Raw genomic sequence first — 21,128 nt, forward strand, 5'->3', positions numbered from 1 at the left:
AGCGGCCGAAGGCACCCTAGCAAAGTTTTCCGCACTGTCCTAGCTTGCCCGCCGCCGCTTGAGCGTCTCGCTCGGCAGTTCGCGAAACAGCTGCCGATAACTCTCGGAAAACCGCCCCAGGTGCCAGAACGACCAGCGCATCGCCACCTCGGCCACGGTTGCGTCTCCCACCAGCAAGTCCCGCCGCGCACCGTTCAGGCGACGCAGGCGCAACCAATGCGCCGGTGGCAGGTTGGTGAACCCCTTGAAGGCTTGTTGCAACTGGCGCACGGAAACCCCGGCGACCTTGGCCAGCTGCAGTAGGTTGAGGGTTTCGTCAGGGCAGTCGGCGGCCCACTCGCTGACCCGACGCATGATCGCCCGCTCCTCGTCGCGCCGCCCCAGCGCATCCCCCTGCAGATGCTGCCCGGCGTTGTCGAGGATGAACAGGCAGTCTTCCAGCAACTGCTCGCGCAACGCCCCGCCCTCCAGCGGGCAATCAGCCTGGCCCAGCTGGGTGAGCGTGGCGCTCAGCCAGTTGCCGAACAAGGCGTTCTGCTGGCAGGTCAACGGCACCATGAACAAGCCGCGCAGGCGTTCCAGGTCGAGGCCATGGCTGGCCAGGAACGGCTGCTCGAACACCACCGCCACCTCCTGGTAGTTCTCCGGTGTGATCCAGATATTGCGGCTGTCTTCATTGAGCAGGTAGAGGCTGTTTTCGCTGCGGTCGAAGCAGAACGCCAAGGCGCCGCTGGGGGCGCGGAAGAACTGCTCGACCCTGGTATTCAGGCGCTCCTCATACACCTCCACGCCATCGAGGCCAAGCCAGCGCAACTGACCGTTGAAATGCCCCGGGGACATCTGCCGGTATTGCTGCTGCCAGCCGGGGGTGGCGCGGGTCTGTTCGGTCACATCGGTGGTGCGGTAATCCTGGACCTGCAAGGCGGTTGGCGTTGTCACGCGCTGTCCTAGTTGCACTCTTTTGGTGCATTGATTGCCGAAAAAAGTGGATAGATCGCCCTGGGGCGCAGCGACCAAGATAGTCCTCAGCGTCACCTGTGGGAAGTGCCCCTCGGCACTGAACGCCTTGCGTCCCACCACAACTACCCAACCAAGAGGTTTGTATGAACGCCCCCTTCGATCAGCTGTCCACCTGGCTGAAAGAACACCGGATCACCGAAGTCGAATGCGTGATCAGCGACCTGACCGGCATCGCCCGCGGCAAGATCGCCCCGACCGCCAAGTTCCTCCACGAGCGCGGCATGCGTCTGCCCGAAAGCGTGCTGCTGCAGACCGTCACCGGCGACTATGTCGATGACGACATCTACTACAGCCTGCTCGACGCCGCCGACATCGACATGGTCTGCCGCCCCGACCCCACGGCGGTGTACCAGATCCCCTGGGCCATCGAACCGACCGCGATCGTCATCCACGACACCTTCGACAAGCAGGGCAACCCCATCGAGCTGTCGCCGCGCAACGTGCTGAAGAAAGTGCTCAAGCTGTATGCCGACAAGGGCTGGCAGCCGATCGTCGCGCCGGAGATGGAGTTCTACCTGACCCAACGCTGCGAGGACCCAGACCTGCCGCTGCAAGTGCCGCTGGGCCGCTCGGGCCGCGCCGAAAGTGGCCGTCAGTCGTTTTCCATCGATGCCGCCAACGAATTCGACCCGCTGTTCGAGGACGTCTACGACTGGTGCGAAATCCAGGGCCTGGACCTCGACACGCTGATCCATGAAGACGGCCCGGCGCAGATGGAGATCAACTTCCGCCACGGCGACGCCCTGGACCTGGCCGACCAGATCACCGTGTTCAAGCGCACGATGCGCGAGGCGGCGCTCAAGCACAACGTCACCGCGACCTTCATGGCCAAGCCGATCACCGACGAGCCGGGCAGCGCCATGCACCTGCACCAGAGCGTGGTCGACATCGCCACCGGCAAGCCGATCTTCGCCAATGACGACGGCAGCATGAGCGAGCTGTTCCTGCACCATATCGGTGGCCTGCAGAAGTACATCCCCAAGCTGCTGCCGATGTTCGCGCCGAACGTCAACTCGTTCCGCCGCTTCCTGCCCGACACCTCGGCACCGGTGAACGTCGAATGGGGTGAGGAAAACCGTACCGCCGGCCTGCGCGTGCCAACCTCGAGCCCCGAAGCGATGCGCGTGGAGAACCGCCTGCCAGGCGCCGACGCCAACCCCTACCTGGCCATCGCCGCGAGCCTGTTGTGCGGTTACATCGGCATGGTCGAGAAACTCGAGCCCAGCGCCCCGGTACAGGGCCGCGCCTATGAGCGGCGCAACCTGCGCCTGCCGATCACCATCGAGGACGCGTTGCAGCACATGGAAGACTGCGAAAAGGTGCAGCAGTACCTCGGGCAGCAGTTCGTCCAGGGCTATGTCGCGGTAAAGCGCGCCGAGCACGAGAACTTCAAGCGCGTGATCAGCTCGTGGGAGCGCGAGTTCCTGCTGCTCAGCGTGTGACCCGCTTTGGGGGTGCTATGCACCCCTTTCGCTGGCAAGCCAGCTCCCACAACAGCAGCACAACTCCTGTGGGAGCCGGCTTGCCGGCGAAAGGGCTGCACAGCAGCCCCTACACCACCGAACTCCAAGAACAAGACCAACGAGGTGTCGACATGCGTCATCCGCAAGCTTTGATCCCCGCAACCTTCGCCCTGCTGTTCGGCGCTGCCGTCCAGGCCCAGCCGACGGTGAGCGTATACAACTGGACCGACTATATCGGTGACACCACCCTGGCCGACTTCCAGGCCAGCAGCGGGATCAAGGTGGTCTATGACGTGTTCGACTCCAACGAAACCCTGGAGGGCAAGCTGCTGGCCGGGCGCACCGGCTACGACGTGGTCGTGCCCTCCAACCATTTCCTCGCGCGCCAGGCCCAGGCCGGCGCGTTCCTGCCGCTGGACCGCAGCAAACTGCCGAACTGGCGGCACCTGGACCCGAAACTGCTCAAGCAATTGGAGCAGAACGACCCGGGCAACCAGTACGCCGTACCGTACCTCTGGGGCACCAACGGCATCGGCTACAACGTCGACAAGGTCAAGGCGGTGCTGGGCATCGACAGGATCGACTCCTGGGCCGTGCTGTTCGAAGCGGAGAACCTGAAGAAGCTCAAGCAGTGCGGCGTGGCGTTCATGGACTCGCCCGACGAGCTCTACCCCGCCATGCTCAACTACCTGGGCATGAACCCGCGCAGCGAGAAGGCCGATGACTACAAGAAGGCCGAGGCTCGCCTGCTGGAACTGCGCCCGTACATTACCTACTTCCATTCCTCCAAGTACGTATCGGACCTGGCCAATGGCGATGTCTGCATCGCCTTCGGCTACTCCGGCGACGTACTGCAGGCCGCCCACCGCGCCGAAGAGGCCGGCAACGGCGTCAAGGTCGCCTACAGCATTCCCAAGGAAGGCAGCAACCTGTGGTTCGACCTGCTGGCCATTCCCAAGGACGCCAAGAACCCCGAGCAGGCCCTGGCCTTCATCAACTACCTGCTCGACCCCAAGGTGATCGCCAAGGTCAGTGCCACGGTCGGCTATGCCAACGCCAACCCCGACGCCAAGGCCGACATGGACCCGGCGCTGGTCGACAATCCCGAGATCTACCCGCCCCAGGAGGTGCTGGACAAACTGTATGTCTCGACCATGCAGAGCCCGCCGATCCTGCGGCAGATGACCCGCTCCTGGAGCAAGATCAAGTCCAACCGCTGAGCCGAGCACACCCATGCCCCACATGACTGAACACACTGCCTCCTACTACGCCGCCTCGGCCCGCCAGGCGGCGACCTACCCCGCGCTCGACCAGGACCTGCAGGCCGATGTCTGCGTGGTCGGCGGTGGCCTGACCGGGGTCAACGCGGCCCTGGAGCTGGCCGAACGCGGCCTCTCGGTGATCCTGCTGGAGGCCCGCCGCATCGGTTGGGGCGCCAGCGGGCGCAATGGCGGGCAACTGATCCGCGGCATCGGCCATGACGTCTCGGGCTTTGCCCGGCACGTCGGCCAGGACGGCGTGCGTTACCTCAAGCAGGCCGGGATCGACTCGGTGGCGCTGGTCGCCCGCCGTATCGCGCAATATGGCATCGACTGCGACCTGCGCTGGGGGTTCTGCGAGCTGGCCAACACCCCTGCCCAGTTCGCCGCGTTCGAGGACGAGCAACGCGACCTCGCCGAACTGGGCTACCCGCACGAGACCCGCCTGGTCAGCCCCGAGCGCATGCACGAGATCGTCGCCAGCGACCTGTACGCCGGCGGCCTTGTCGACATGGGCTCGGGCCATCTGCACCCGCTCGACCTGGTTCAGGGCGAAGCCCGCGCCGCCCACGGCCTGGGGGTACGCATCTTCGAGCAAAGCCCGGTACTGCGCATCGAACATGGCAGTACGGTGACCCTGCACACTGCCCGCGGCAAGGTGCGCGCGCAGAGCCTGGTACTCGGCTGCAACGCCCACCTCGACGAACTGGAGCCGCGCCTGAACGGCAAGGTGCTGCCGGCCGGCAGCTACGTGGTGGCGACCGAGCCACTGCCCGAAGGCCTGGCGCGCACGCTGATCCCGCAGAACATGGCGCTGTGCGACCAGAAAGTGGGCCTGGACTACTACCGCCTGACCGCCGACAACCGCCTGCTGTTCGGTGGCGCCTGCCACTATTCCGGCCGCGACCCCAAGGACATCGGCGCCTACATGCGGCCCAAGGTGCTCAAGGTGTTCCCGCAACTGGCCGAGGTGCGTCTGGACTACCAGTGGGGCGGCATGATCGGCATCACCGCCAACCGCTTCCCCCAGGTCGGCCGGCTCAGCCAGCACCCCAACGTGTTCTATGCCCAGGGCTACTCCGGGCATGGCCTGAACGTCACCCACTGGACCGCGAAACTGCTCGCCGAGGCCATCGCCACCGAGCAAAGCCATGGCTTCGATGTGTTCCGCGCGGTGCCGCACCTGACCTTCCCAGGCGGCAAGGCACTGCGCTCGCCGCTGCTGGCACTGGGGATGCTGTGGTACCGCTTGCGCGAGGCACTGGGCTGACGGCCCACCTTCAAAGGATGGCCTGCAGCCCCTTGTCGGCAATGATGTTCAGCAGCTTCAAGGCCGGCCCGGCCGGGCGTGTTTCGCCCTGCTCCCATTTGCGCACTGTCGATGCGCTGGTGTGCAGGTGCAGGGCGAACACCGGTTGGCTGAAGTTAAGGGCTTCACGCAGGTGGCGGATGTCCTGGGCAGTGAACGCTCGCACCGGAGCCGGGCAGATCGCCTCGAAGTCCCTCAGCGTGACCTTGCCGACAGCACCGGCCTGCTCCAGGGCCGACAGGTCGGCACGCAATGACTCAATGAGTTTGCTGGTCACAGTGGACCTCCATCAATACCCCACAGCCCAATGCCTTGGCCAGGGCGTGGGGTGATAATTCCAGAAATACCTTGCCGGTGAACTGCAGGGCCTTTTGCTCGGCCGGCGTGACATTGGCCAGGTCGCTTTTGGCGAATCCATGCAGGAACACATATCGATCGCCAATACGAGCCGACAGGAGCGTGCGATAACCACCCCGCTTGCCACTGCAAAGGCCAGCGATGCGCTTCTTGAACAATAAACCGCCAAGACTCGCGTCAACCAACCCACTCTGCATTTCTGCAACTGCCCGGCAGAGCAGGTGGTCCGGCACGCACTCCCTGGCTTGCCAGCGGGCAAACTCCCTACGCTTGTAGACATCCATGATCAACACTCGAAACATACCCGTAAAGGGCATACTTTTCCACTATCAGTGACGAATGGATAGTCAGCTCAATCAGGTTGATCAGTAGGAAACGGCAACCGTCGACACACGAACGCTGGCCTTCGGCCCACCACCTGCTAGCGTTGTTCTGGCCCCTTCCCTCATGGACCTCGTCATCATGAAGCACCTGCCTCGCACCACCCTGCTGTGCGCTGCTTTGTTGGCCCTGGTTGCCTGCTCCAGCAACCGTGTCGATCCCAAGGACTATTCCGGGTTTCTCAAGGACTACAGCCGCCTGAAGCCGGCCGAAAGCGTCTCCGGCGCGCCGGTGATGCGCTGGATCGACCCGGACGTGAAGGCCAGCCAGTACACCAAGGTGTTCATCGAACCGAGCCAGTTCTACCCCAAGCCGCAGCCGACCAACGTGATCTCGGCGCAGACCCTGCAAGAGATCACCCGCTACTTCAACGAAGCGATGCGCCGCGAGCTGGGCAGCGTGCTGACCCTGGTCAAGGAGCCCGGCCCGAATACCATCGTGGTGCGCCCGGCGATCACCGCGGTCTCTACCAGCACCGAAGGCCTCAAGCCCTATGAAGTGATCCCCATCGCCCTGGTCGCCGCGGCGGTCAATACCGCCGCCGGTGGCCGCGACCAGGCCGTGGACATTGCCGTGGAGGCCGCTTTCCTCGATGGTGCCAGCCAGAACGTGCTGGCCCAGGTGGTACGCAAGGGCAGTGGCAAGGACCTGGAGAACGACACCACGCAGCTGACCCTGAACGACGTCAAGCCGGTGCTCGATGGCTGGGCCAGCGACATGCGCCGCAGCTTCGTAGCCCTGCAGCAGAAAGCCAAGTAAGTGACCAATTGGTCAATGCGCGACCGCTCGTCGGACATGCTGTAAAAATGCCATCACTGCCTGGCCGGCCTGCTTAACTCAAGCGGGCTGCCAGGCAGGCGGCACCGCGTATCAGGGATGGCTGCACAAGCCGGCTGCCAACAGCCGCTCGCGCCGGGCAAGCCTGTTCTCCCCGCCCGGTCTCCCACCTCCTCCGCCGCTTCGCCCGCCTGCGCCAGTCGTGGTTATCGGTATGTCATTCATCGAATGCAATGGAGGCAATCATGTCTGAATCGCTGCTCGCACCGTCGGAAGGTCTTTTCCCGGTGTCCTACCTCATTGGTACCAACGCGCCAGGTGCCCCGCGCCTGCAGCTCGACCTGCTGGTCTACACGCCAGACCGCAGCGTCAACGGCCACGCGCTGATCACCCAGACCACCAACCCACCGCTGGAGCTGGCGCTGGATGTCTGGGGCACCTACAGCTACCTCACCGTGCAGCCGCCAAGTGAAGGCAAGATCCTGCTGACGGTACGTGGCAACCATGGCGGACCACACGCCAACTCGCCGGAACAGTTCGAGCTGCGTGCGCTGCTCGACCAGGACTGGCAGAAAGGCACGGCCAGCTACCGCTACTACAACGGCCAGCGTTGGATCGAGGTGGACAACGTACCTGTCGTACTGGAGCTCAAGCGCATCCAGACGTTGGCGAACGTCGACCTGACGACCGAACTGCACAACGCCACCGTGGAGGCAGTGATCGCCACCGGTGATGTCGCGCAACTCAAGCATCTGACCAGCGGCGCCGTGGGTAAAGCCCTGGACCAGGTCCTCGCCTCGACCAAAAGCCCGGCCGCCAAGGCCGCCAAGAAAGCCTGAGCAGACAAGGAGAATCAGCATGTCCTTCGGACTTTTTCATACCCGCCTGAACGTCAGCAACGGGCTGCTCGGCGCACCGATCCTGACCCTCGACCTGCTGGTGAATACCGTGCAGAAGAAGGTCACCGGCAGGGCTTCCATCATCCAGACCACGCATCCGGTTCAGGTATTCCACGCCAAGGTGTGGGGCGGCTACAGCGAGCTGCCGTTCGCGCCTGCGGGTAGCCCATCGATTGTCCTGCACCTGGATGGCAGCCCAAGCGGCCCGCTCAGCCAGATTGCCCAGACCTTCCACCTGCAGGGTCTGCTCGACCAGGGCTGGAATGCCGGCACTGCCAGCTACCGCTACTTCATCAACGGCCATTGGGTCGACCAGCATGGCCGCGTGCGCAAGGCGCCGGACATCACCCACCAGGATCAACCGCAACCAGCGGAGCGCCTGAAGGCCGCGATCAGGCACCTGGAAAGCGTCTGACCTGAACGGTCCGCGGGGCAAGTCCTCCCCCACGCTTTCACGTGGGAGCGGGCTTGCCCCGCGTCTCAGGTCAGGCCATGAAGCTGTAGGCGATCGCCGACAGCGTGATCAAGCCGATCAGTACCACGAACACATTCGACAGCTTGCCCGAATACTGGCGCAACGCCGGTACCTTCTGTACCGCGTACATCGGCATCAGGAACAGCAGGCAGGCGATCACCGGCCCACCGAGGCTCTCGATCAGCCCGAGAATGCTCGGGTTCAGGGTCGCCACCGCCCAGCAGGTCACCAGCATGAACAACGCGGTGGCGCGCTCCAGGCGCTTGGCAGGCCAGGTCTTGCCGCGCCCGCGCAGGCTCTTGACGATCATGCCCTGGAAGCCTTCGCTGGCACCGATGTAGTGGCCGAGGAAAGACTTGGTGATTGCCACCAGCGCGATCAGTGGCGCGACGAAGGCGATCACCGGGGTCTGGAAGTGGTTGGCCAGGTACGACAGGATCGAGATGTTCTGCGCCTTGGCCGCGGCCAGGTCCGCCGGGCTCAGGGCCAGCACGCAGCTGAAGCAGAAGAACATTACCGTCAGCACCATCATCACATGGGCCGTGGCCAGGGTCCGGCCACTCTTGCGGTCGGCATCATTGCCATAGCGGTGCTTCTGGTCGACGGCGAAGGCCGAGATGATCGGCGAATGGTTGAACGAGAACACCATCACCGGAATCGCCAGCCACAAGGTCAGCAACAGCTTCGAGGCGCTGATGCCCTCGTTGGCCTGGGCGAAGAAGGCGCCGTTCCAGTTGGGGATCAGGCTCAGAGCCAGCAGCAGCAAGGAGGCGACGAAGGGATACACCAGCACGCTCATGGCCTTGACGATGATCTGCTGGCCGCAGCGCACCACGATCATCAACCCGCAGATCAGCAGCAATGCCAACAGCGCTCGGGGCGGCGCGCCGATGTGCAGCTGGTGCTCGAAGAAGCTGGTCAGGGTATTGGTCAATGCCACGCTGTAGACCAGCAGGATCGGGAAGATGGCGAAGAAGTACAGCAAGGTGATGAGCTTGCCGGCGCCCACGCCGAAATGCTCCTCCACCACCTCGGTGATGTCCTCGTTGCCACCTTTGCGCCCGGACAGCACGAAGCGCGTCAGGGCGCGGTGGGCGAAGAAGGTCATGGGGAAGGCCAGCAGCGCCAGGATCAGCAGCGGCCAGAAGCCTCCGACCCCGGCATTGATCGGCAGGAACAGGGTGCCGGCGCCAATCGCCGTGCCATACAGGCCCAGGGCCCAGGTAGTGTCGTGGCGGTTCCAGGTGGTCGAGCCACTGGCCGAAGCCGGGGCAGCCGAATCCGCACGAACGCTCGTGGTGCTTTGTACATCAGTCATGGGTATCGCCTTGTAGTTGTTTTTGTCGCAGGTACAGCGGGTGTTGCAGGTTCAATCAGGTTTGTGCGGCACGTCGTGGGAGCACGCCCGCTCCCACGCAGTCAGAGCTTTTTTCAGCACTCGACGAACGCGACGGCCAGGCCGCCGCGGGAGGTTTCCTTGTAGTTGGCGTGCATGTCCGCGCCGGTATCGCGCATGGTGCGGATCACCCGGTCGAGGGAGATGAAGTGCTCGCCGTCGCCACGCAAGGCCATCTGCACGGCGTTGATGGCCTTCACCGCGGCAATCGCATTGCGCTCGATGCACGGGATCTGCACCAGGCCCCCTACCGGGTCGCAGGTCAGTCCGAGGTTGTGCTCCAGAGCGATCTCGGCGGCGTTTTCCAACTGCGGTGGGGTCGCGCCAAGTACCTCGGCAAGCCCAGCGGCAGCCATCGAGCAGGCCGAGCCCACTTCACCCTGGCAACCGACTTCGGCGCCGGAAATCGAAGCGTTCTTCTTGCACAGGATGCCCACTGCGGCAGCGGCCAGGAGAAACGCCACCACATCGTCGTCACAGGCGCCGGGGTTGAACTTCATGTAGTAGTGCAGCACCGCCGGGATAATTCCCGCCGCGCCGTTGGTGGGCGCGGTGACCATGCGCCCGCCGGCGGCGTTCTCTTCGTTGACCGCCAGCGCGAACAGGTTGACCCACTCCATGGCGCTGAGGGTCGAGCCGATCACGTTCGGCTTGCCGACCTCCTGCAGGCTGCGGTGCAGGCGCGCCGCCCGGCGCTTGACCTTGAGCCCGCCCGGCAGGATGCCTTCGTTGCGCAGGCCGTTGTCGACGCACTCGCCCATCGCCGCCCAGATCTTCAGCAAGCCTTCGCGGACCTCGCTTTCCGGGCGCCAGGCGCACTCGTTGGCCAGCATCAGCTGGCTGACGCTGAGGTTGTGGGCCTTGCACAGGGCCAGCAGTTCGGCACCGCTGGAAAACTCGTAAGGCAGCTCGACCAGGCCTTCGTCGCTCGAAGGCGCATCGATCTCAGCTTGTTCGACGATGAAGCCGCCGCCCACCGAATAGTAGGTCTGGCTGAACTGGCTGCCCTGCCCGTCGAAGCTTTCCAGGGTCATCGCATTGGGATGGTAGGCCAGGCTCTCGTCCAGCAGGCGCATGTCGCGGCTGTACTGGAACTCGATCGGATGACTGCCGTCGAGCATCAGGCATTGCTCCTGCATCAGCTGGTCGATACGCGGCTCGATGCTGTGCGGGTCGATCCGGTCCGGCCACTGGCCCATCAGCCCCAACAGGCAGGCACGGTCGGTAGCGTGCCCGACCCCGGTGGCCGACAGCGAGCCATAAAGGCGGACTTCGACCCGGCGAACCTTGGCCAGCAAGCCGCGCTCGCGCAGGGCCTGGGCAAAGGTCGCCGCGGCGCGCATGGGGCCGACGGTGTGGGAACTGGACGGGCCGATGCCAATCTTGAAAAGGTCGAAAACACTGATAGCCATGCTAATGCCTGACCGTGGCGGCGATCTGCGACACCCCACGGCTCTCCGGAAAATTTGAGCGGTATTGCCAAGTTGCGCGATACTGCCGCGCTCAGGCCAGCTTGACCAACGAAACTTCCTACACAAGCATTTAGCAGGACTAAACAATGAAAGGGCCACTCAATGGCCAGGTGTTCGTCTGGCTGCACGTGTTTTCCTGTGCAGCGCGACACCTGTCGTTCACCCGCTGCGCCGAAGAGCTGCACATCACTCCCGGAGCGGTCAGCCAGCAGATGCGCCAGCTCGAGGAACGCCTGGGCTTTCGCCTGTTCCTGCGCCGTGCTCGCGGCGTCGAGTTGTCCGCCGAAGGCCAGCGCCTGGCGCAGACCGTGGCCGAAGCCTACGGCAGCATCGAAGCCGAGCTGTTGCGCCTGGACGCCGGCGAGATCCGCGGCACCTTGCGCCTGCGTTCAATCCCCTCGTTCCTGGCCAAGTGGCTGACCCCGCGCCTGCCGCGCTTCCAGCAACGCTATCCGGACATCGAGCTGCGCCTGGTGGCCGAGGACAGCAACCAGGCGCTGCACCCGGAAGACTTCGACCTGGCCATCGACCTCAACGATGGCAGCTATCCGGGGATGCTCTCCACGCCCCTGCTCGACGAGCAGATCTTCCCGGTGTGCTCACCTGCCCTGCTGCGTGGTCGTCCGCCCCTGCACGGGCCAGCAGGCCTGGCCCACTACCCGCTGCTGCATGACATCACCGCCTGGCGCGGCAGCTCGGAATACGCCGAATGGGAGTTCTACCTCGACGGCATCGGCGCCAGTGGGCTGGACGTGCGCCGTGGGCACACGTTCAACCGCAACCACCTGACCATCGAGGCCGCCATCGCTGGTGTCGGCGTGGCCATCGCCCGGCGCACCCTGCTCAACGACGAACTGGAACGCGGCGCGCTGATCGTGCCGTTCGGGGTACCGATCGCCAACCACAAGCGTTATGTGCTGCTGTATCCACCGGGCGGGCTGAGCCAGCCTGGGGCGCGGGCGGTGCATGACTGGCTGGTGGAAGAGGCGCAGAGCTTTCGCGCCATGCACCCATTGGCACTGCCAGCGACTTAAGATCAATACCTCTTTAAATGCTAATGATTAGCATTGAGGATTTACCTTTCTGATTCGGAATCCCTAGTGAATGCCTTCACTTACTTGCGAATCGAAAGGAATCCAGCATGTCGCAACAACGTGTCAGCCCGGCGCAGCAGCCGGCTGTGCCCCACTTCGACCTCAATCGCACTTTCACCGCCGTGCACATGGCTTTGCTGCTCGGCCTGGGCGGCGTGTCCATGGGGGTGACTGCGGCGCAGACCGAGGAAGTGGAAAAGCCCCGCCACGGCCAGCCCACCGGCAGCCTGGAGCTGTCCGAAACCATGGTCGAAGGCAGCCGCGACACCCCCAGTGCATTGCCGCCGGTCTACGCCGGTGGCCAGGTAGCCTCGGGTGGCCGGGTCGGGCTGCTGGGCAACAAGGACTTCATGGAGACGCCGTTCAGCACCATCAGCTACACCGAGAAATACATCGAGGACACCCAGGCCCAGACCATCACCGATGTCATCGCCGCCACCGACCCGTCGGTGTTCAGCAACGGCCTCAAGGGCACCTACAGCGAGAACTACTCGATCCGCGGCTTCAACTCCAACATCAGCGACGTGAGCATCGGCGGCCTGTACGGCATGGCGCCCTACTACCGGATCTCGCCGGAGATGTTCGAGCGCATCGAGGTGCTCAAGGGCCCGTCCGCCCTGCTCAACGGCATGCCGCCTGGCGGTTCGGTGGCCGGCAGCATCAACCTGGTGCCCAAGCGCGCGGGCGCCGAACCGCTGACGCGGATCACCGGCACCTACATGTCGGACGCACAGTTCGGTGGGCATCTGGACGTCGGCCGTCGCTTCGGCGAGGAGCAACAGTTCGGCGTGCGCTTCAACAGCGTCTACCGCGACGGCGACACCGCCACCGACCACCAGCGCATGAAGGCCGAGCTCAATGCCCTGGGCCTGGACTGGCGTGGCGAGCGCGCGCGCCTGTCCGCCGACCTGTACGAGAGCGAGGACCGTGTCAGAGGCCAGAACCGCGGTATCGGTCTGGCCGAGGGCGTGCCCGTGCCCAGGCCGCCAAAGTCCGAGACCTTGCTCAACCCGGACTGGGGCTTCGTCCAGACCCGCGACAAGGGTGTGATCGTGCGCGGCGAGTACGACCTAAACGACAACCTCATGGCCTATGCCGCGGCAGGCACCAGCAAGACCGACTATGCCTACAGTGGCACCATGCTCGCCGAGGTGTTCAACACCGCGGGAGACATGGAGACGCGCATGGGCCAGTTGAAGATCGACCTGAAGAAGACCTCGGGCGAAGCCGGCCTGCGCGGCCATTTCGACACCTTCGGCGTGGGTCATCAGTGGTCGCTCAACGCCACGCACTATTCGGATAAGCAACGCGACTATGGTCGGCGTGACATCCCGGGCGCCGAGTGGATCAACAATATCTACCACCCGGTCTGGGGTCCCGAGGCCGCCAGGAGCTACCCCCCCATCTCCCACACCGAATCGCGCCTGAGCAGCTACGGCCTGGCCGACACCCTGTCGTTCCTCGACGAGCGCCTGCAGCTCACCTTGGGCGTGCGTCGCCAGCAGGTGCTGACCGACAGCTTCGACGTCAGCAACGGCGCGCACACCACGCGATACAACGAGAGCGCCACGACCCCAGCGGCGGCAGTGCTGGTCAAGGTCACCGACGAGGTGTCGCTGTACGCCAACTACATCGAGGGCCTGAGCAAGGGCGCCATCGCGCCGTTCAACACGGCCAATCGCGGCGAGGTCTTCGCCCCCTACAAGTCCAAGCAGAAGGAAGTCGGCGTCAAGCTCGACCTCGGCGACTTCGCCCACACCCTGAGCCTGTACCAGATCGAACGCCCCAGCAGCTTCACCGACCCGGTAACCAGAGTGTTCTCCTTCGGCGGCGAACAGCGCAACCGCGGGCTCGAGTGGAGCTTCTTCGGTACACCGATGCCGGATGTGCGCCTGATGGGCGGCGTGGCTCGGCTTGACCCGAAGGTGACCAAGGCTGCAAGCGGTTCGGATGAAGGCAAGACCGCCACCGGCCAGCCGAAACTGCAGGGCAAGCTGGGCGTGGAGTGGGACACCCCACTGCTCGATGGCCTGACCCTCACCGCCAACGCCAACGCCGTGTCGAAACAGTACATCAGCAGCGACAACAGCCAGTCGATTCCCGGCTACACCATCTACGACGTCGGTGCCCGCTACCGGCTGCAGGTGGCCGACCACCCGGTAACCTTGCGTGGCACGGTGGAGAACGTGACCAACAAGGCCTACTGGGGCATGCCGCTGCTCACCAGCCTGGGCCTGGGTGCGCCACGCACCGTGCAGGTGTCCGCCAGCATCGACTTCTGATCCTAGTCAGCCTTGCCTACCGGCATCGGTTGCCCCGCCAGGACACTGGCGGGGGTGACCACCTGGCCCAGGTCGATGTGACGGAAATCCGGCTTTGCCCCCAGCCGCGCATTGAAACGCACGTTGAAGGTGAACGGATCGTCCGTCGGCATGTCCAGCGACCGCCCGTAGAGCGCGCTGACCGCCTTGTCGTCGTAGCCCATCAGCTTGAGCATTGTGGGGAACAGGTTGTAGTGGCTGGAGGCGTTACGGTTCACCGCCAGGTTGCCTTCCCAATCCAGTGTCCTGAGGCCCTGCCCCTGGATCACTACCAGCGGCACCAGGCCCTCCTCCGGCACCGGGTCGCTGTCGCAATGAGTGTTCAGCCCTGGGTTGCCACGCTCATGCAGGTCCTGGCCATGGTCGGAGGTGTACAGCACCACGGCCTGGCTGAGGTCGGCCTCGGCGAACAGGCGGCGGAAGAACTCACCGACACTCCACAGCACGGTGTTCTGGTAGGCATTGCGGTACAGCACCCAGTCCTGCGGGCGGCCATCGAAACCGTCGCGGGTGCCAGTGTCAGCGATATCGACGTAGTGGCCGCGGGGCAACGCGGGCTGGTACTTGAGGAAGTCGTCCGGATATTTGTCGTGCACCGGGAAGTGGGCGCCGACCTTGTTCACCACGATCAGGTGCGGCTTGCCATCCTTGAGCAGCGCCACCAGCCGCTCCAGCGCCGCCATGTCGCGCTGCACCACGGGGGTGTCGTCGAACTGGATGAACTGGTCGATATCGCGTTTCTCGGTTTCGGTCATCAGGTTCTGCAAATTGCCGCCAGTGCGCTGCCCGTCGATGTAGACCGTCTCCAGGCCCGCGCGCTTGGCGTACTGCCAGATCGACGGCTGGGTCGAGTTGATGCGCAGGTAGTCGGCGCGGGTACCGCCATAGCGCAGGGTGACATTGGTGTCGGCGCTGCAGTTGGCAATGGACGCGGCGTAGCCGAAATTGACGATCTGCACGCCGGGCTGGGCCTGGGCCAGATGGCTGGTGACCCCGGCCGGGGTGTTCAGGTCCAGGTAGTTGCCCGAGATGCTCTCGTCGATCAGCAGCACGATGTCCCGCGCCATCGCCGGCCCCGACTGGGCAAGGGTCACAGGCTGACGTGGCCCGACATGGTCGTGCAAGGTCTCGTAGGTGAACAGGCTCAGGTAGGCCAGCGGCGTGTACATCACCGGCAGCCCACGAGCACCCTCGCCGGCACGCACGAACAGGATCGCGACCAGCGCCAGCAACCCCAGCAGCGGTGCCAACGGTGGCAAAAGGCGCGGCAACTTCGGCGTCGGCCCCGGACGCAGGCCAATGCCCAGCAGCAACAGCAGCGCCCGTACCGCAGCGAGGGTTATGGCGTAGTGATATTGCTGCAGCGCCTCCTGGACGAAAGCGCCGGCGTAGACCATGGACACGAAGGCGCTATAGGTCAGGTATGAATCGGTGATGCGGTTATAAGCGTCGAGAAAGATCGCGCTGACCGTGAACATCAGGGCCAGCGCCCAGCGCAGCCACCCCGGGCGCGTGAACGTCGCCAGCACAAGCGTCGCCGCCAATACCGCAAACACGCCCAGGTAAAGTATGAGCGGCACGCCAATACCCAAGGCTTCTATGCGCTCACGGTAATAGCCATGAAAACTGGCCAGGTAGACCAGCAGCAGCAAAAGCTTGACCCATCCGCGCATGTTTCGGCCACTCCGGTCATGGAATTCTTCCCAAACCGTAGCAGCTCTGAAACAAACCACAACGCAAAAAAGTCAAATTTCCGACGACATACCGACACCAGAATCTGGCACCTATCGCAAGTTGTTGTTGATTATCCCTATCGTCTACAACCCGCTTATTCCGCTGCATTGAACCGTTCATCGGCTCGTCGAACGGCCAATTGCCACTAGCTATGTTCGCTAACACACGGATTGGCAACGGGTTGGTGGCAGATGGCCCGTTTGCTTGGAGTCTGTAAATGCGACGAAACATGCCATTGCTTTGACGCAATTCCACCGGGCTGAGCTATACCCAATTCACACCACTGTTTCATCTCCCTTACTCATCCATTCGAGGCACCGCGCATGGACGTGAGCGTTTTTGGCACCGGTTATGTCGGACTGGTACAGGCAGCAGCACTGGCGGACGTAGGTCACCGGGTACTGTGCGTGGATGTCGATACCCACAAGATCAACCAGTTACGTCAGGGCGTGCCGCCGATCAGCGAGCCGGGCCTGTCGGACTTGCTCGAGGACAACATCAAGGAAGGTCGCCTGCTGTTCAGCACCCAGGCCAGTGATGCCGTCAGCCATGCCGAGCTGATCTTCATCGCCGTCGGCACGCCACCCGACGAGGACGGTTCGGCCGACCTGACCCATGTGCTCAACGTCACCCGGCAGATCGCCGCGCTGATGGAAACCGACCACACCCTGATCATCAAGTCCACCGTGCCGGTGGGCACCGCCGACAAGGTCATGGCGCTGGCCCGCGACGAGTTGCAGCGCCTGGGCAAGGGCCAGCTGCACGTGCGCGTGGTGTCCAACCCCGAGTTTCTCAAGGAAGGCAGCGCCCTGGCCGACTGCATGCGCCCGGACCGCATCATCGTCGGCACCCTCGACGAAGTCGCCCATGACCAGCTGGCCGAACTGTACGCGCCGTTCTGCCGCAACCACGAAAAACTGATGTTCATGGATAACCGCAGCGCCGAACTGACCAAGTACGCCGCCAACGCCATGCTCGCCACCCGCATCAGCTTCATGAACGAGCTGGCCAATCTCAGCGAACACCTGGGCGCCGATATCGAGGCGGTACGCCGCGGCATCGGCTCCGACCCGCGCATCGGCTACCACTTCATCTACCCCGGTTGCGGATTCGGCGGCTCGTGCTTCCCCAAGGACATCAAGGCCCTGCTGCACACCGCCGCGCACAGTGGCATGCCGCTGCGCCTGCTGCAGAGTGTCAGCGAGGTCAACGACCAACAGCGGCGCATCCTCTTCGCCAAGCTCAAGCAGCGCCTCGGCGGCCTGGCGGGCAAATCCATCGCCCTGTGGGGCCTGGCTTTCAAGCCCAACACCGACGACATGCGCGAGGCGCCCAGCCGCTACCTGATGGAAGCGCTGTGGGCCGAGGGCGCCACGGTGCGCGCCTATGACCCCGAAGCCATGGACGAATGCCGGCGCCTGTACGGTTACCGCGACGACCTGCAGCTGTGCGCCACCCGCGACGACACCCTGCAGGACGCCGATGCCCTGGTGATCTGCACCGAGTGGAAGAATTTCCGCGTGGTCGACTTCTCGATGCTGGCCAGCAAGCTGCGTGAGCGGGTGATCATCGATGGTCGCAACCTGTACAACCCCGAGCAGGTGGCCGCCCACGGTCTGCACTACAGCGGCATCGGCCTGCGTCAGGTTCGTCCGCAGGCGGATGCGCCATGAAAGTGCTGGTCACCGGCGCGGCCGGTTTCATCGGTGCCCACACCTGCCGCCAGCTGTTGCTCGAAGGGCACCAGGTGGTGGGGCTGGACAATTTCAACGACTACTACGAGCCGTCGCTCAAGCATGCCCGCGTGCACTGGGTACGGCAGACGGTGGGCGATTTCCCGCTGCACTGCCTGGACCTGGGCGACCGCGACGGCATGACACGGCTGTTCGCCAGCGAACGCCCGGAAGTGGTCGTGCACCTGGCGGCCCAGGCTGGTGTGCGCTACTCGCTGCAGAACCCGCAGGCCTACCTGGACAGCAACCTGGCCGGTTTCCTCAACGTGCTCGAAGGCTGCCGCCGGCACCCGGTCCACCACCTGCTGTACGCCTCGTCCAGCTCGGTGTACGGCGCCAATCAGCAAACGCCGTATCGGGTCGAAGACGCCGTGGACCACCCGCTGTCGCTGTATGCCGCCACCAAGAAGGCCAACGAGGCCATGGCCCACAGCTACAGCCACCTGTACGGCATTCCCTGCAGCGGCCTGCGCTTCTTCACCGTGTACGGCCCCTGGGGCCGCCCGGACATGTCGCCGATGCAGTTCGCCAGGGCGATCAGCGAAGGGCGGCCGATCCAGCTGTTCAACCATGGCCGCCACCAGCGCGACTTCACCTATATCGACGACATCGTCGAGAGCCTGGTACGGCTGATCCCCCTGCCCCCGGTCGCCAACCCGCAGTGGGATGCGTTCGCCGCGGATCCGGCCAGCAGCCACGCGCCGTGGCGGCTGTACAACATCGGCGGGCAGCGTCCGGTGGAGCTGCTCGACTACCTGGCGCTGCTGGAGAAACACCTGCAGCGCAACGCGGTGATCGAACTGCTGCCACTGCAACCAGGCGATGTCCTGGCCACCTGCGCCGATGCCAGCGCCCTGGCCAGGGTCACCGGATTCACCCCACAGATAGGCCTCGATGAGGGGCTCAGGCGCTTCGTCGCCTGGTTCAAGAGCTACTACTCGCCCGCCGCCAGCGAAGCGGCGCCCACGGGCGAGCAGCCAGATCAACGGAGGGCGGTATGACAGGACAACCCAAGAGCGCGCAACTGCAGGCGCTGTACCAGGATAAACGCATGGATCCGGCGCACCGGCAGCGCATCGATGCCGCCATCCACATGCAGGGCCGCGGCTGGATCACCGGCCGCGTCGGTGGTCGCCCCTGGACCCTTTCGCGCACCAACCGCGTGCTGTCGTGCCTGGCGGCGCTGACCCTGCTGCTGCTGCTGTCGCCGCTGTTCCTGGTGCTGGCGCTGCTGATCAAGCAGTCCAGTCCGGGCCCGGTGTTCTTCGTGCAGAAACGCACCGGCTACCGCGGCCGCGCCTTCGGCATGTTCAAGTTCCGCACCATGGTGGCCAACGCCGAGGCGTTGAAGGATTCGGTGCGCCACCTGAACAAGCATGGCGCCGACGCCATCGACTTCAAGATCGACAAGGACCCGCGCATCACCTCGGTCGGCGGCTGGTTGCGCAGAAGCAGCCTGGACGAGCTGCCCAACCTGATCAACGTGGTCACCGGCGACATGCGCCTGGTCGGCCCGCGCCCCACTTCGTTCAACGCCTACCGCTACCACGACAACCACCTGGCGCGGCTGTCGATCTACCCAGGCATGACCGGCCTGTGGCAGATCTCCGGGCGCAGCAACATCGACTTCGACCAACGTGTGGAGCTGGACCTGAGTTACATCAACGAACAGAGCCTGATGCTGGACCTGAAGATCCTGCTCAAGACCCCGTTCAAAGTCTTCACTGGCCACGGAGCAAGCTGAGATGGACGGTTCATCCTCGAGAAGCCTGACGATCGCTACCCCAAGCGAGACCAACCTGACCGCCACCGTGCTCGACCTCGACCAGCGCACCCTGCTGCTGACCGCGGCCAACACCGGCAGTGGCACCAGCACCAGCGCCCTGGCCTTCGCCAGCCAGCTGGCCCTCATGAGTGCCGGCAATGTGCTGCTGATCGATGCCAGCCTGGCACCTGGCGGCCTCAGCCAGCAACTGGGCCTGACCAAACTGCGCGGCTACAGCGACCTGCTGTTCAACCAGGACACCCCGCCGCTGGCCCAGGACTGCATCGTGCGCCTGTCCGACCAGCCGTTCGACGTGCTGCCGGTGGGCACCCGGAAACGCGGACGCGACCGTCTCGACCCCGAGCAGTTGCGCGTGCTGCTGCACCAGTTGAGCAATCAATACCGCTTCGTGGTGATTGACGGCGAGGCGATCTACGCCAGCGCCGACAGCCTGGTGATCGGCACCCTGGTCGACGGCGTGATCCTGGTGGTGTGCGCCGAGGAGACCCGCTGGGAGGTGGCCCAGGCCGCCAGCCAGCGCCTGACCCAGGCCGGCGCGCGACTGATCGGCAGCGTGTTCAACAAGCGCAAGTACTACATGCCCAAGTGGCTGTACGAAAATCTCTGAGAGGCCGCACAGGATGAACGCCATGAGATATCCCTCGATTGCCCTGTGCGTACTGGCCCTGGCCGGCTGCGCCAGCCAGGAAAACCGCGAGATGCCGGTGCAGATCCTCACCGCGCCCCCCGCCGAAAGCCAGGCCACCGAAGTCGCCCGCCGCGAGCAGGTGCTGCGCCCGCAGGACGTGCTGGAAGTGATCTTCCACGTCAGCAACCGTTCGGCCGGGGCCTACCGCATCCAGTCCGGTGACACCCTGGACCTGAACTTCATGGCCGCCAGCGGCCTGAACGGCAACCAGTTGGTGCAGCCCGACGGCACCATCACCCTGCCCAGCACCAATGCCGCGGTGCGCGTCGAGGGCATGACCCCGGGCGAAGCCGAGAGCGCCATCCGTCAGGCCTACCAGGACAAGCGGGTGTTCAAGCCCAACCGTGACCAGGTCACCGTGCGGGTGATGAGCCCGATGACCGACGAGGTCAACCTGAAGAACGCCCTCAGCCACCCCGGCACCGGCATGAGCCGCGACATCACCGTGGGCAACGACGGCCGCGCCACCTTCCCGGAAATCGGCTCGGTACCGCTGCAAGGCATGACCGTCAACCAGCTGCGCGACTACCTCAACGAGCGCTACGCCACGTTGCCAGGGCGCATGAGCGTGGACGTGCTGCTCAAGTCCACCGCCGCCAACGAGATCTACGTGCTCGGCGAAGTCGGCCAGCCCGGCGCCTTCCAGATCCGCCGGCCGGTGTCGGTGCTCGAGGCGCTGACTCTGGCCCGCGGCCCGACCCTCAAGGCCAAGCTCGGTTCGGTGGTGATCATGCGTCGCGAGGGTAACACCGTGCATGCGGTCAACTACGACGTCGACCAGGCGCTCTCCGGCGGCAGCCAGAAGCTCGCCTACCTGCAGCCCGAAGACATGCTCTACGTGCCCAAGACCAAGCTGGCCAGCGCCGCCGAGCTGTCCCGGCAACTGGCCGACGTGGTGCTGTTCCAGGGCTTCGGCTTCAGCTTCAGCTACCGCGTCGACAATAAAGAAAGCGACGACTGACCG

General features: G+C 64.4%; 19 protein-coding genes. 13 read left to right on the forward strand and 6 right to left on the reverse strand.

The window, feature by feature from the left end; genetic code table 11:
* Nucleotides 1–39 precede the first annotated feature (39 nt).
* Nucleotides 40–939, reverse strand: coding sequence for a helix-turn-helix domain-containing protein (locus CCOS191_RS14225; RefSeq protein WP_046855771.1), 900 nt, complete (start codon nt 937–939; stop codon nt 40–42).
* A 164-nt stretch (nt 940–1,103) separates the two neighbouring features.
* Between CCOS191_RS14225 and CCOS191_RS14230 the strand changes: the two genes are divergently transcribed.
* The 3 genes from CCOS191_RS14230 (at nt 1,104) to CCOS191_RS14240 (ending at nt 5,012) form a co-directional block, all read left to right on the forward strand.
* Nucleotides 1,104–2,462 (forward strand): glutamine synthetase family protein, encoded by a 1,359-nt coding sequence (locus CCOS191_RS14230; protein WP_028689491.1) that lies wholly within the window; start codon nt 1,104–1,106, stop codon nt 2,460–2,462.
* A gap of 152 nt (nt 2,463–2,614) precedes the next feature.
* A complete protein-coding gene (locus CCOS191_RS14235) occupies nt 2,615–3,703 on the forward strand; it encodes a polyamine ABC transporter substrate-binding protein (RefSeq protein ID WP_046855772.1) in 1,089 nt (362 codons plus the stop codon).
* 13 nt (nt 3,704–3,716) lie between these two features.
* Nucleotides 3,717–5,012 carry an NAD(P)/FAD-dependent oxidoreductase gene (locus CCOS191_RS14240; RefSeq protein WP_046855773.1) on the forward strand — a complete coding sequence of 432 codons (1,296 nt, stop codon included), beginning with the start codon at nt 3,717–3,719 and terminating at the stop codon, nt 5,010–5,012.
* A gap of 10 nt (nt 5,013–5,022) precedes the next feature.
* Here the strand turns inward: CCOS191_RS14240 and CCOS191_RS14245 are convergent, their stop codons facing one another.
* On the reverse strand, nt 5,023–5,328 hold the full coding sequence (locus tag CCOS191_RS14245; RefSeq protein WP_046855774.1) for a helix-turn-helix domain-containing protein: 306 nt from the start codon (nt 5,326–5,328) through the stop codon (nt 5,023–5,025).
* Nucleotides 5,309–5,692 carry a type II toxin-antitoxin system RelE/ParE family toxin gene (locus CCOS191_RS14250; RefSeq protein ID WP_046857798.1) on the reverse strand — a complete coding sequence of 128 codons (384 nt, stop codon included), beginning with the start codon at nt 5,690–5,692 and terminating at the stop codon, nt 5,309–5,311. Before CCOS191_RS14250 ends, CCOS191_RS14245 begins: the two co-directional genes overlap by 20 nt.
* Nucleotides 5,693–5,870: 178 nt before the next feature.
* Between CCOS191_RS14250 and CCOS191_RS14255 the strand changes: the two genes are divergently transcribed.
* The 3 genes from CCOS191_RS14255 (at nt 5,871) to CCOS191_RS14265 (ending at nt 7,880) form a co-directional block, all read left to right on the forward strand.
* On the forward strand, nt 5,871–6,548 hold the full coding sequence (locus CCOS191_RS14255) for a DUF3313 domain-containing protein (protein ID WP_046857799.1): 678 nt from the start codon (nt 5,871–5,873) through the stop codon (nt 6,546–6,548).
* Nucleotides 6,549–6,811: 263 nt separating this feature from the next.
* On the forward strand, nt 6,812–7,405 hold the full coding sequence (locus CCOS191_RS14260) for a DUF1842 domain-containing protein (protein WP_046855775.1): 594 nt from the start codon (nt 6,812–6,814) through the stop codon (nt 7,403–7,405).
* Nucleotides 7,406–7,424: 19 nt separating this feature from the next.
* Nucleotides 7,425–7,880 carry a DUF1842 domain-containing protein gene (locus CCOS191_RS14265; protein ID WP_052752615.1) on the forward strand — a complete coding sequence of 152 codons (456 nt, stop codon included), beginning with the start codon at nt 7,425–7,427 and terminating at the stop codon, nt 7,878–7,880.
* 70 nt (nt 7,881–7,950) lie between these two features.
* Here CCOS191_RS14265 and CCOS191_RS14270 read toward each other — a convergent pair whose 3' ends face one another.
* A complete protein-coding gene (locus CCOS191_RS14270) occupies nt 7,951–9,258 on the reverse strand; it encodes a serine/threonine transporter (RefSeq protein WP_046855776.1) in 1,308 nt (435 codons plus the stop codon).
* Between the two features lie 113 nt (nt 9,259–9,371).
* Nucleotides 9,372–10,748 (reverse strand): L-serine ammonia-lyase, encoded by a 1,377-nt coding sequence (locus CCOS191_RS14275; protein ID WP_046855777.1) that lies wholly within the window; start codon nt 10,746–10,748, stop codon nt 9,372–9,374.
* Nucleotides 10,749–10,894: 146 nt separating this feature from the next.
* Between CCOS191_RS14275 and CCOS191_RS14280 the strand changes: the two genes are divergently transcribed.
* Nucleotides 10,895–11,842, forward strand: a complete 948-nt coding sequence (locus CCOS191_RS14280; protein ID WP_046855778.1) for a LysR substrate-binding domain-containing protein — start codon at nt 10,895–10,897, stop codon at nt 11,840–11,842.
* Between the two features lie 107 nt (nt 11,843–11,949).
* Entirely contained in the window at nt 11,950–14,184 is a 2,235-nt protein-coding gene (locus CCOS191_RS14285; protein WP_231867436.1) for a TonB-dependent receptor, read from the forward strand.
* Between the two features lie 2 nt (nt 14,185–14,186).
* On the opposite strand, the gene CCOS191_RS14290 is transcribed toward CCOS191_RS14285, so the two are convergent.
* On the reverse strand, nt 14,187–15,896 hold the full coding sequence (locus CCOS191_RS14290; protein WP_046855779.1) for a sulfatase-like hydrolase/transferase: 1,710 nt from the start codon (nt 15,894–15,896) through the stop codon (nt 14,187–14,189).
* A 384-nt stretch (nt 15,897–16,280) separates the two neighbouring features.
* On the opposite strand from CCOS191_RS14290, the gene CCOS191_RS14295 reads away from it, so the two are divergent.
* From CCOS191_RS14295 to CCOS191_RS14315, 5 genes are read left to right on the forward strand one after another with little or no spacing between them, the layout of a single operon-like run.
* Nucleotides 16,281–17,630 (forward strand): UDP-glucose dehydrogenase family protein, encoded by a 1,350-nt coding sequence (locus CCOS191_RS14295; protein WP_046855780.1) that lies wholly within the window; start codon nt 16,281–16,283, stop codon nt 17,628–17,630.
* A complete protein-coding gene (locus CCOS191_RS14300) occupies nt 17,627–18,691 on the forward strand; it encodes an NAD-dependent epimerase (protein WP_046855781.1) in 1,065 nt (354 codons plus the stop codon). The genes CCOS191_RS14295 and CCOS191_RS14300 overlap by 4 nt, the downstream gene beginning before the upstream one ends.
* Nucleotides 18,688–19,434 carry a sugar transferase gene (locus CCOS191_RS14305; RefSeq protein ID WP_046855782.1) on the forward strand — a complete coding sequence of 249 codons (747 nt, stop codon included), beginning with the start codon at nt 18,688–18,690 and terminating at the stop codon, nt 19,432–19,434. The genes CCOS191_RS14300 and CCOS191_RS14305 overlap by 4 nt, the downstream gene beginning before the upstream one ends.
* A 1-nt stretch (nt 19,435) precedes the next feature.
* On the forward strand, nt 19,436–20,083 hold the full coding sequence (locus tag CCOS191_RS14310) for a CpsD/CapB family tyrosine-protein kinase (protein ID WP_046855783.1): 648 nt from the start codon (nt 19,436–19,438) through the stop codon (nt 20,081–20,083).
* Nucleotides 20,084–20,105: 22 nt separating this feature from the next.
* Nucleotides 20,106–21,125 (forward strand): polysaccharide biosynthesis/export family protein, encoded by a 1,020-nt coding sequence (locus CCOS191_RS14315; protein WP_046855784.1) that lies wholly within the window; start codon nt 20,106–20,108, stop codon nt 21,123–21,125.
* The last annotated feature ends 3 nt before the right edge of the window (nt 21,126–21,128 follow it).

Origin of the sequence: Pseudomonas sp. CCOS 191 (genome assembly GCF_001007005.1) — a bacterium.
GTDB lineage: Bacteria > Pseudomonadota > Gammaproteobacteria > Pseudomonadales > Pseudomonadaceae > Aquipseudomonas > Aquipseudomonas soli.

Coding starts and splice junctions, on each gene's coding strand:
- CCOS191_RS14230 (WP_028689491.1), top strand. CDS start 1,104: ATGAACGCCCCCTTCGATCAGCTGTCCACCTGGCTGAAAGAACACCGG.
- CCOS191_RS14235 (WP_046855772.1), top strand. CDS start 2,615: ATGCGTCATCCGCAAGCTTTGATCCCCGCAACCTTCGCCCTGCTGTTC.
- CCOS191_RS14240 (WP_046855773.1), top strand. CDS start 3,717: ATGCCCCACATGACTGAACACACTGCCTCCTACTACGCCGCCTCGGCC.
- CCOS191_RS14250 (WP_046857798.1), bottom strand. CDS start 5,692: ATGGATGTCTACAAGCGTAGGGAGTTTGCCCGCTGGCAAGCCAGGGAG.
- CCOS191_RS14255 (WP_046857799.1), top strand. CDS start 5,871: ATGAAGCACCTGCCTCGCACCACCCTGCTGTGCGCTGCTTTGTTGGCC.
- CCOS191_RS14260 (WP_046855775.1), top strand. CDS start 6,812: ATGTCTGAATCGCTGCTCGCACCGTCGGAAGGTCTTTTCCCGGTGTCC.
- CCOS191_RS14265 (WP_052752615.1), top strand. CDS start 7,425: ATGTCCTTCGGACTTTTTCATACCCGCCTGAACGTCAGCAACGGGCTG.
- CCOS191_RS14270 (WP_046855776.1), bottom strand. CDS start 9,258: ATGACTGATGTACAAAGCACCACGAGCGTTCGTGCGGATTCGGCTGCC.
- CCOS191_RS14275 (WP_046855777.1), bottom strand. CDS start 10,748: ATGGCTATCAGTGTTTTCGACCTTTTCAAGATTGGCATCGGCCCGTCC.
- CCOS191_RS14280 (WP_046855778.1), top strand. CDS start 10,895: ATGAAAGGGCCACTCAATGGCCAGGTGTTCGTCTGGCTGCACGTGTTT.
- CCOS191_RS14285 (WP_231867436.1), top strand. CDS start 11,950: ATGTCGCAACAACGTGTCAGCCCGGCGCAGCAGCCGGCTGTGCCCCAC.
- CCOS191_RS14290 (WP_046855779.1), bottom strand. CDS start 15,896: ATGCGCGGATGGGTCAAGCTTTTGCTGCTGCTGGTCTACCTGGCCAGT.
- CCOS191_RS14295 (WP_046855780.1), top strand. CDS start 16,281: ATGGACGTGAGCGTTTTTGGCACCGGTTATGTCGGACTGGTACAGGCA.
- CCOS191_RS14300 (WP_046855781.1), top strand. CDS start 17,627: ATGAAAGTGCTGGTCACCGGCGCGGCCGGTTTCATCGGTGCCCACACC.
- CCOS191_RS14305 (WP_046855782.1), top strand. CDS start 18,688: ATGACAGGACAACCCAAGAGCGCGCAACTGCAGGCGCTGTACCAGGAT.
- CCOS191_RS14310 (WP_046855783.1), top strand. CDS start 19,436: ATGGACGGTTCATCCTCGAGAAGCCTGACGATCGCTACCCCAAGCGAG.
- CCOS191_RS14315 (WP_046855784.1), top strand. CDS start 20,106: ATGAGATATCCCTCGATTGCCCTGTGCGTACTGGCCCTGGCCGGCTGC.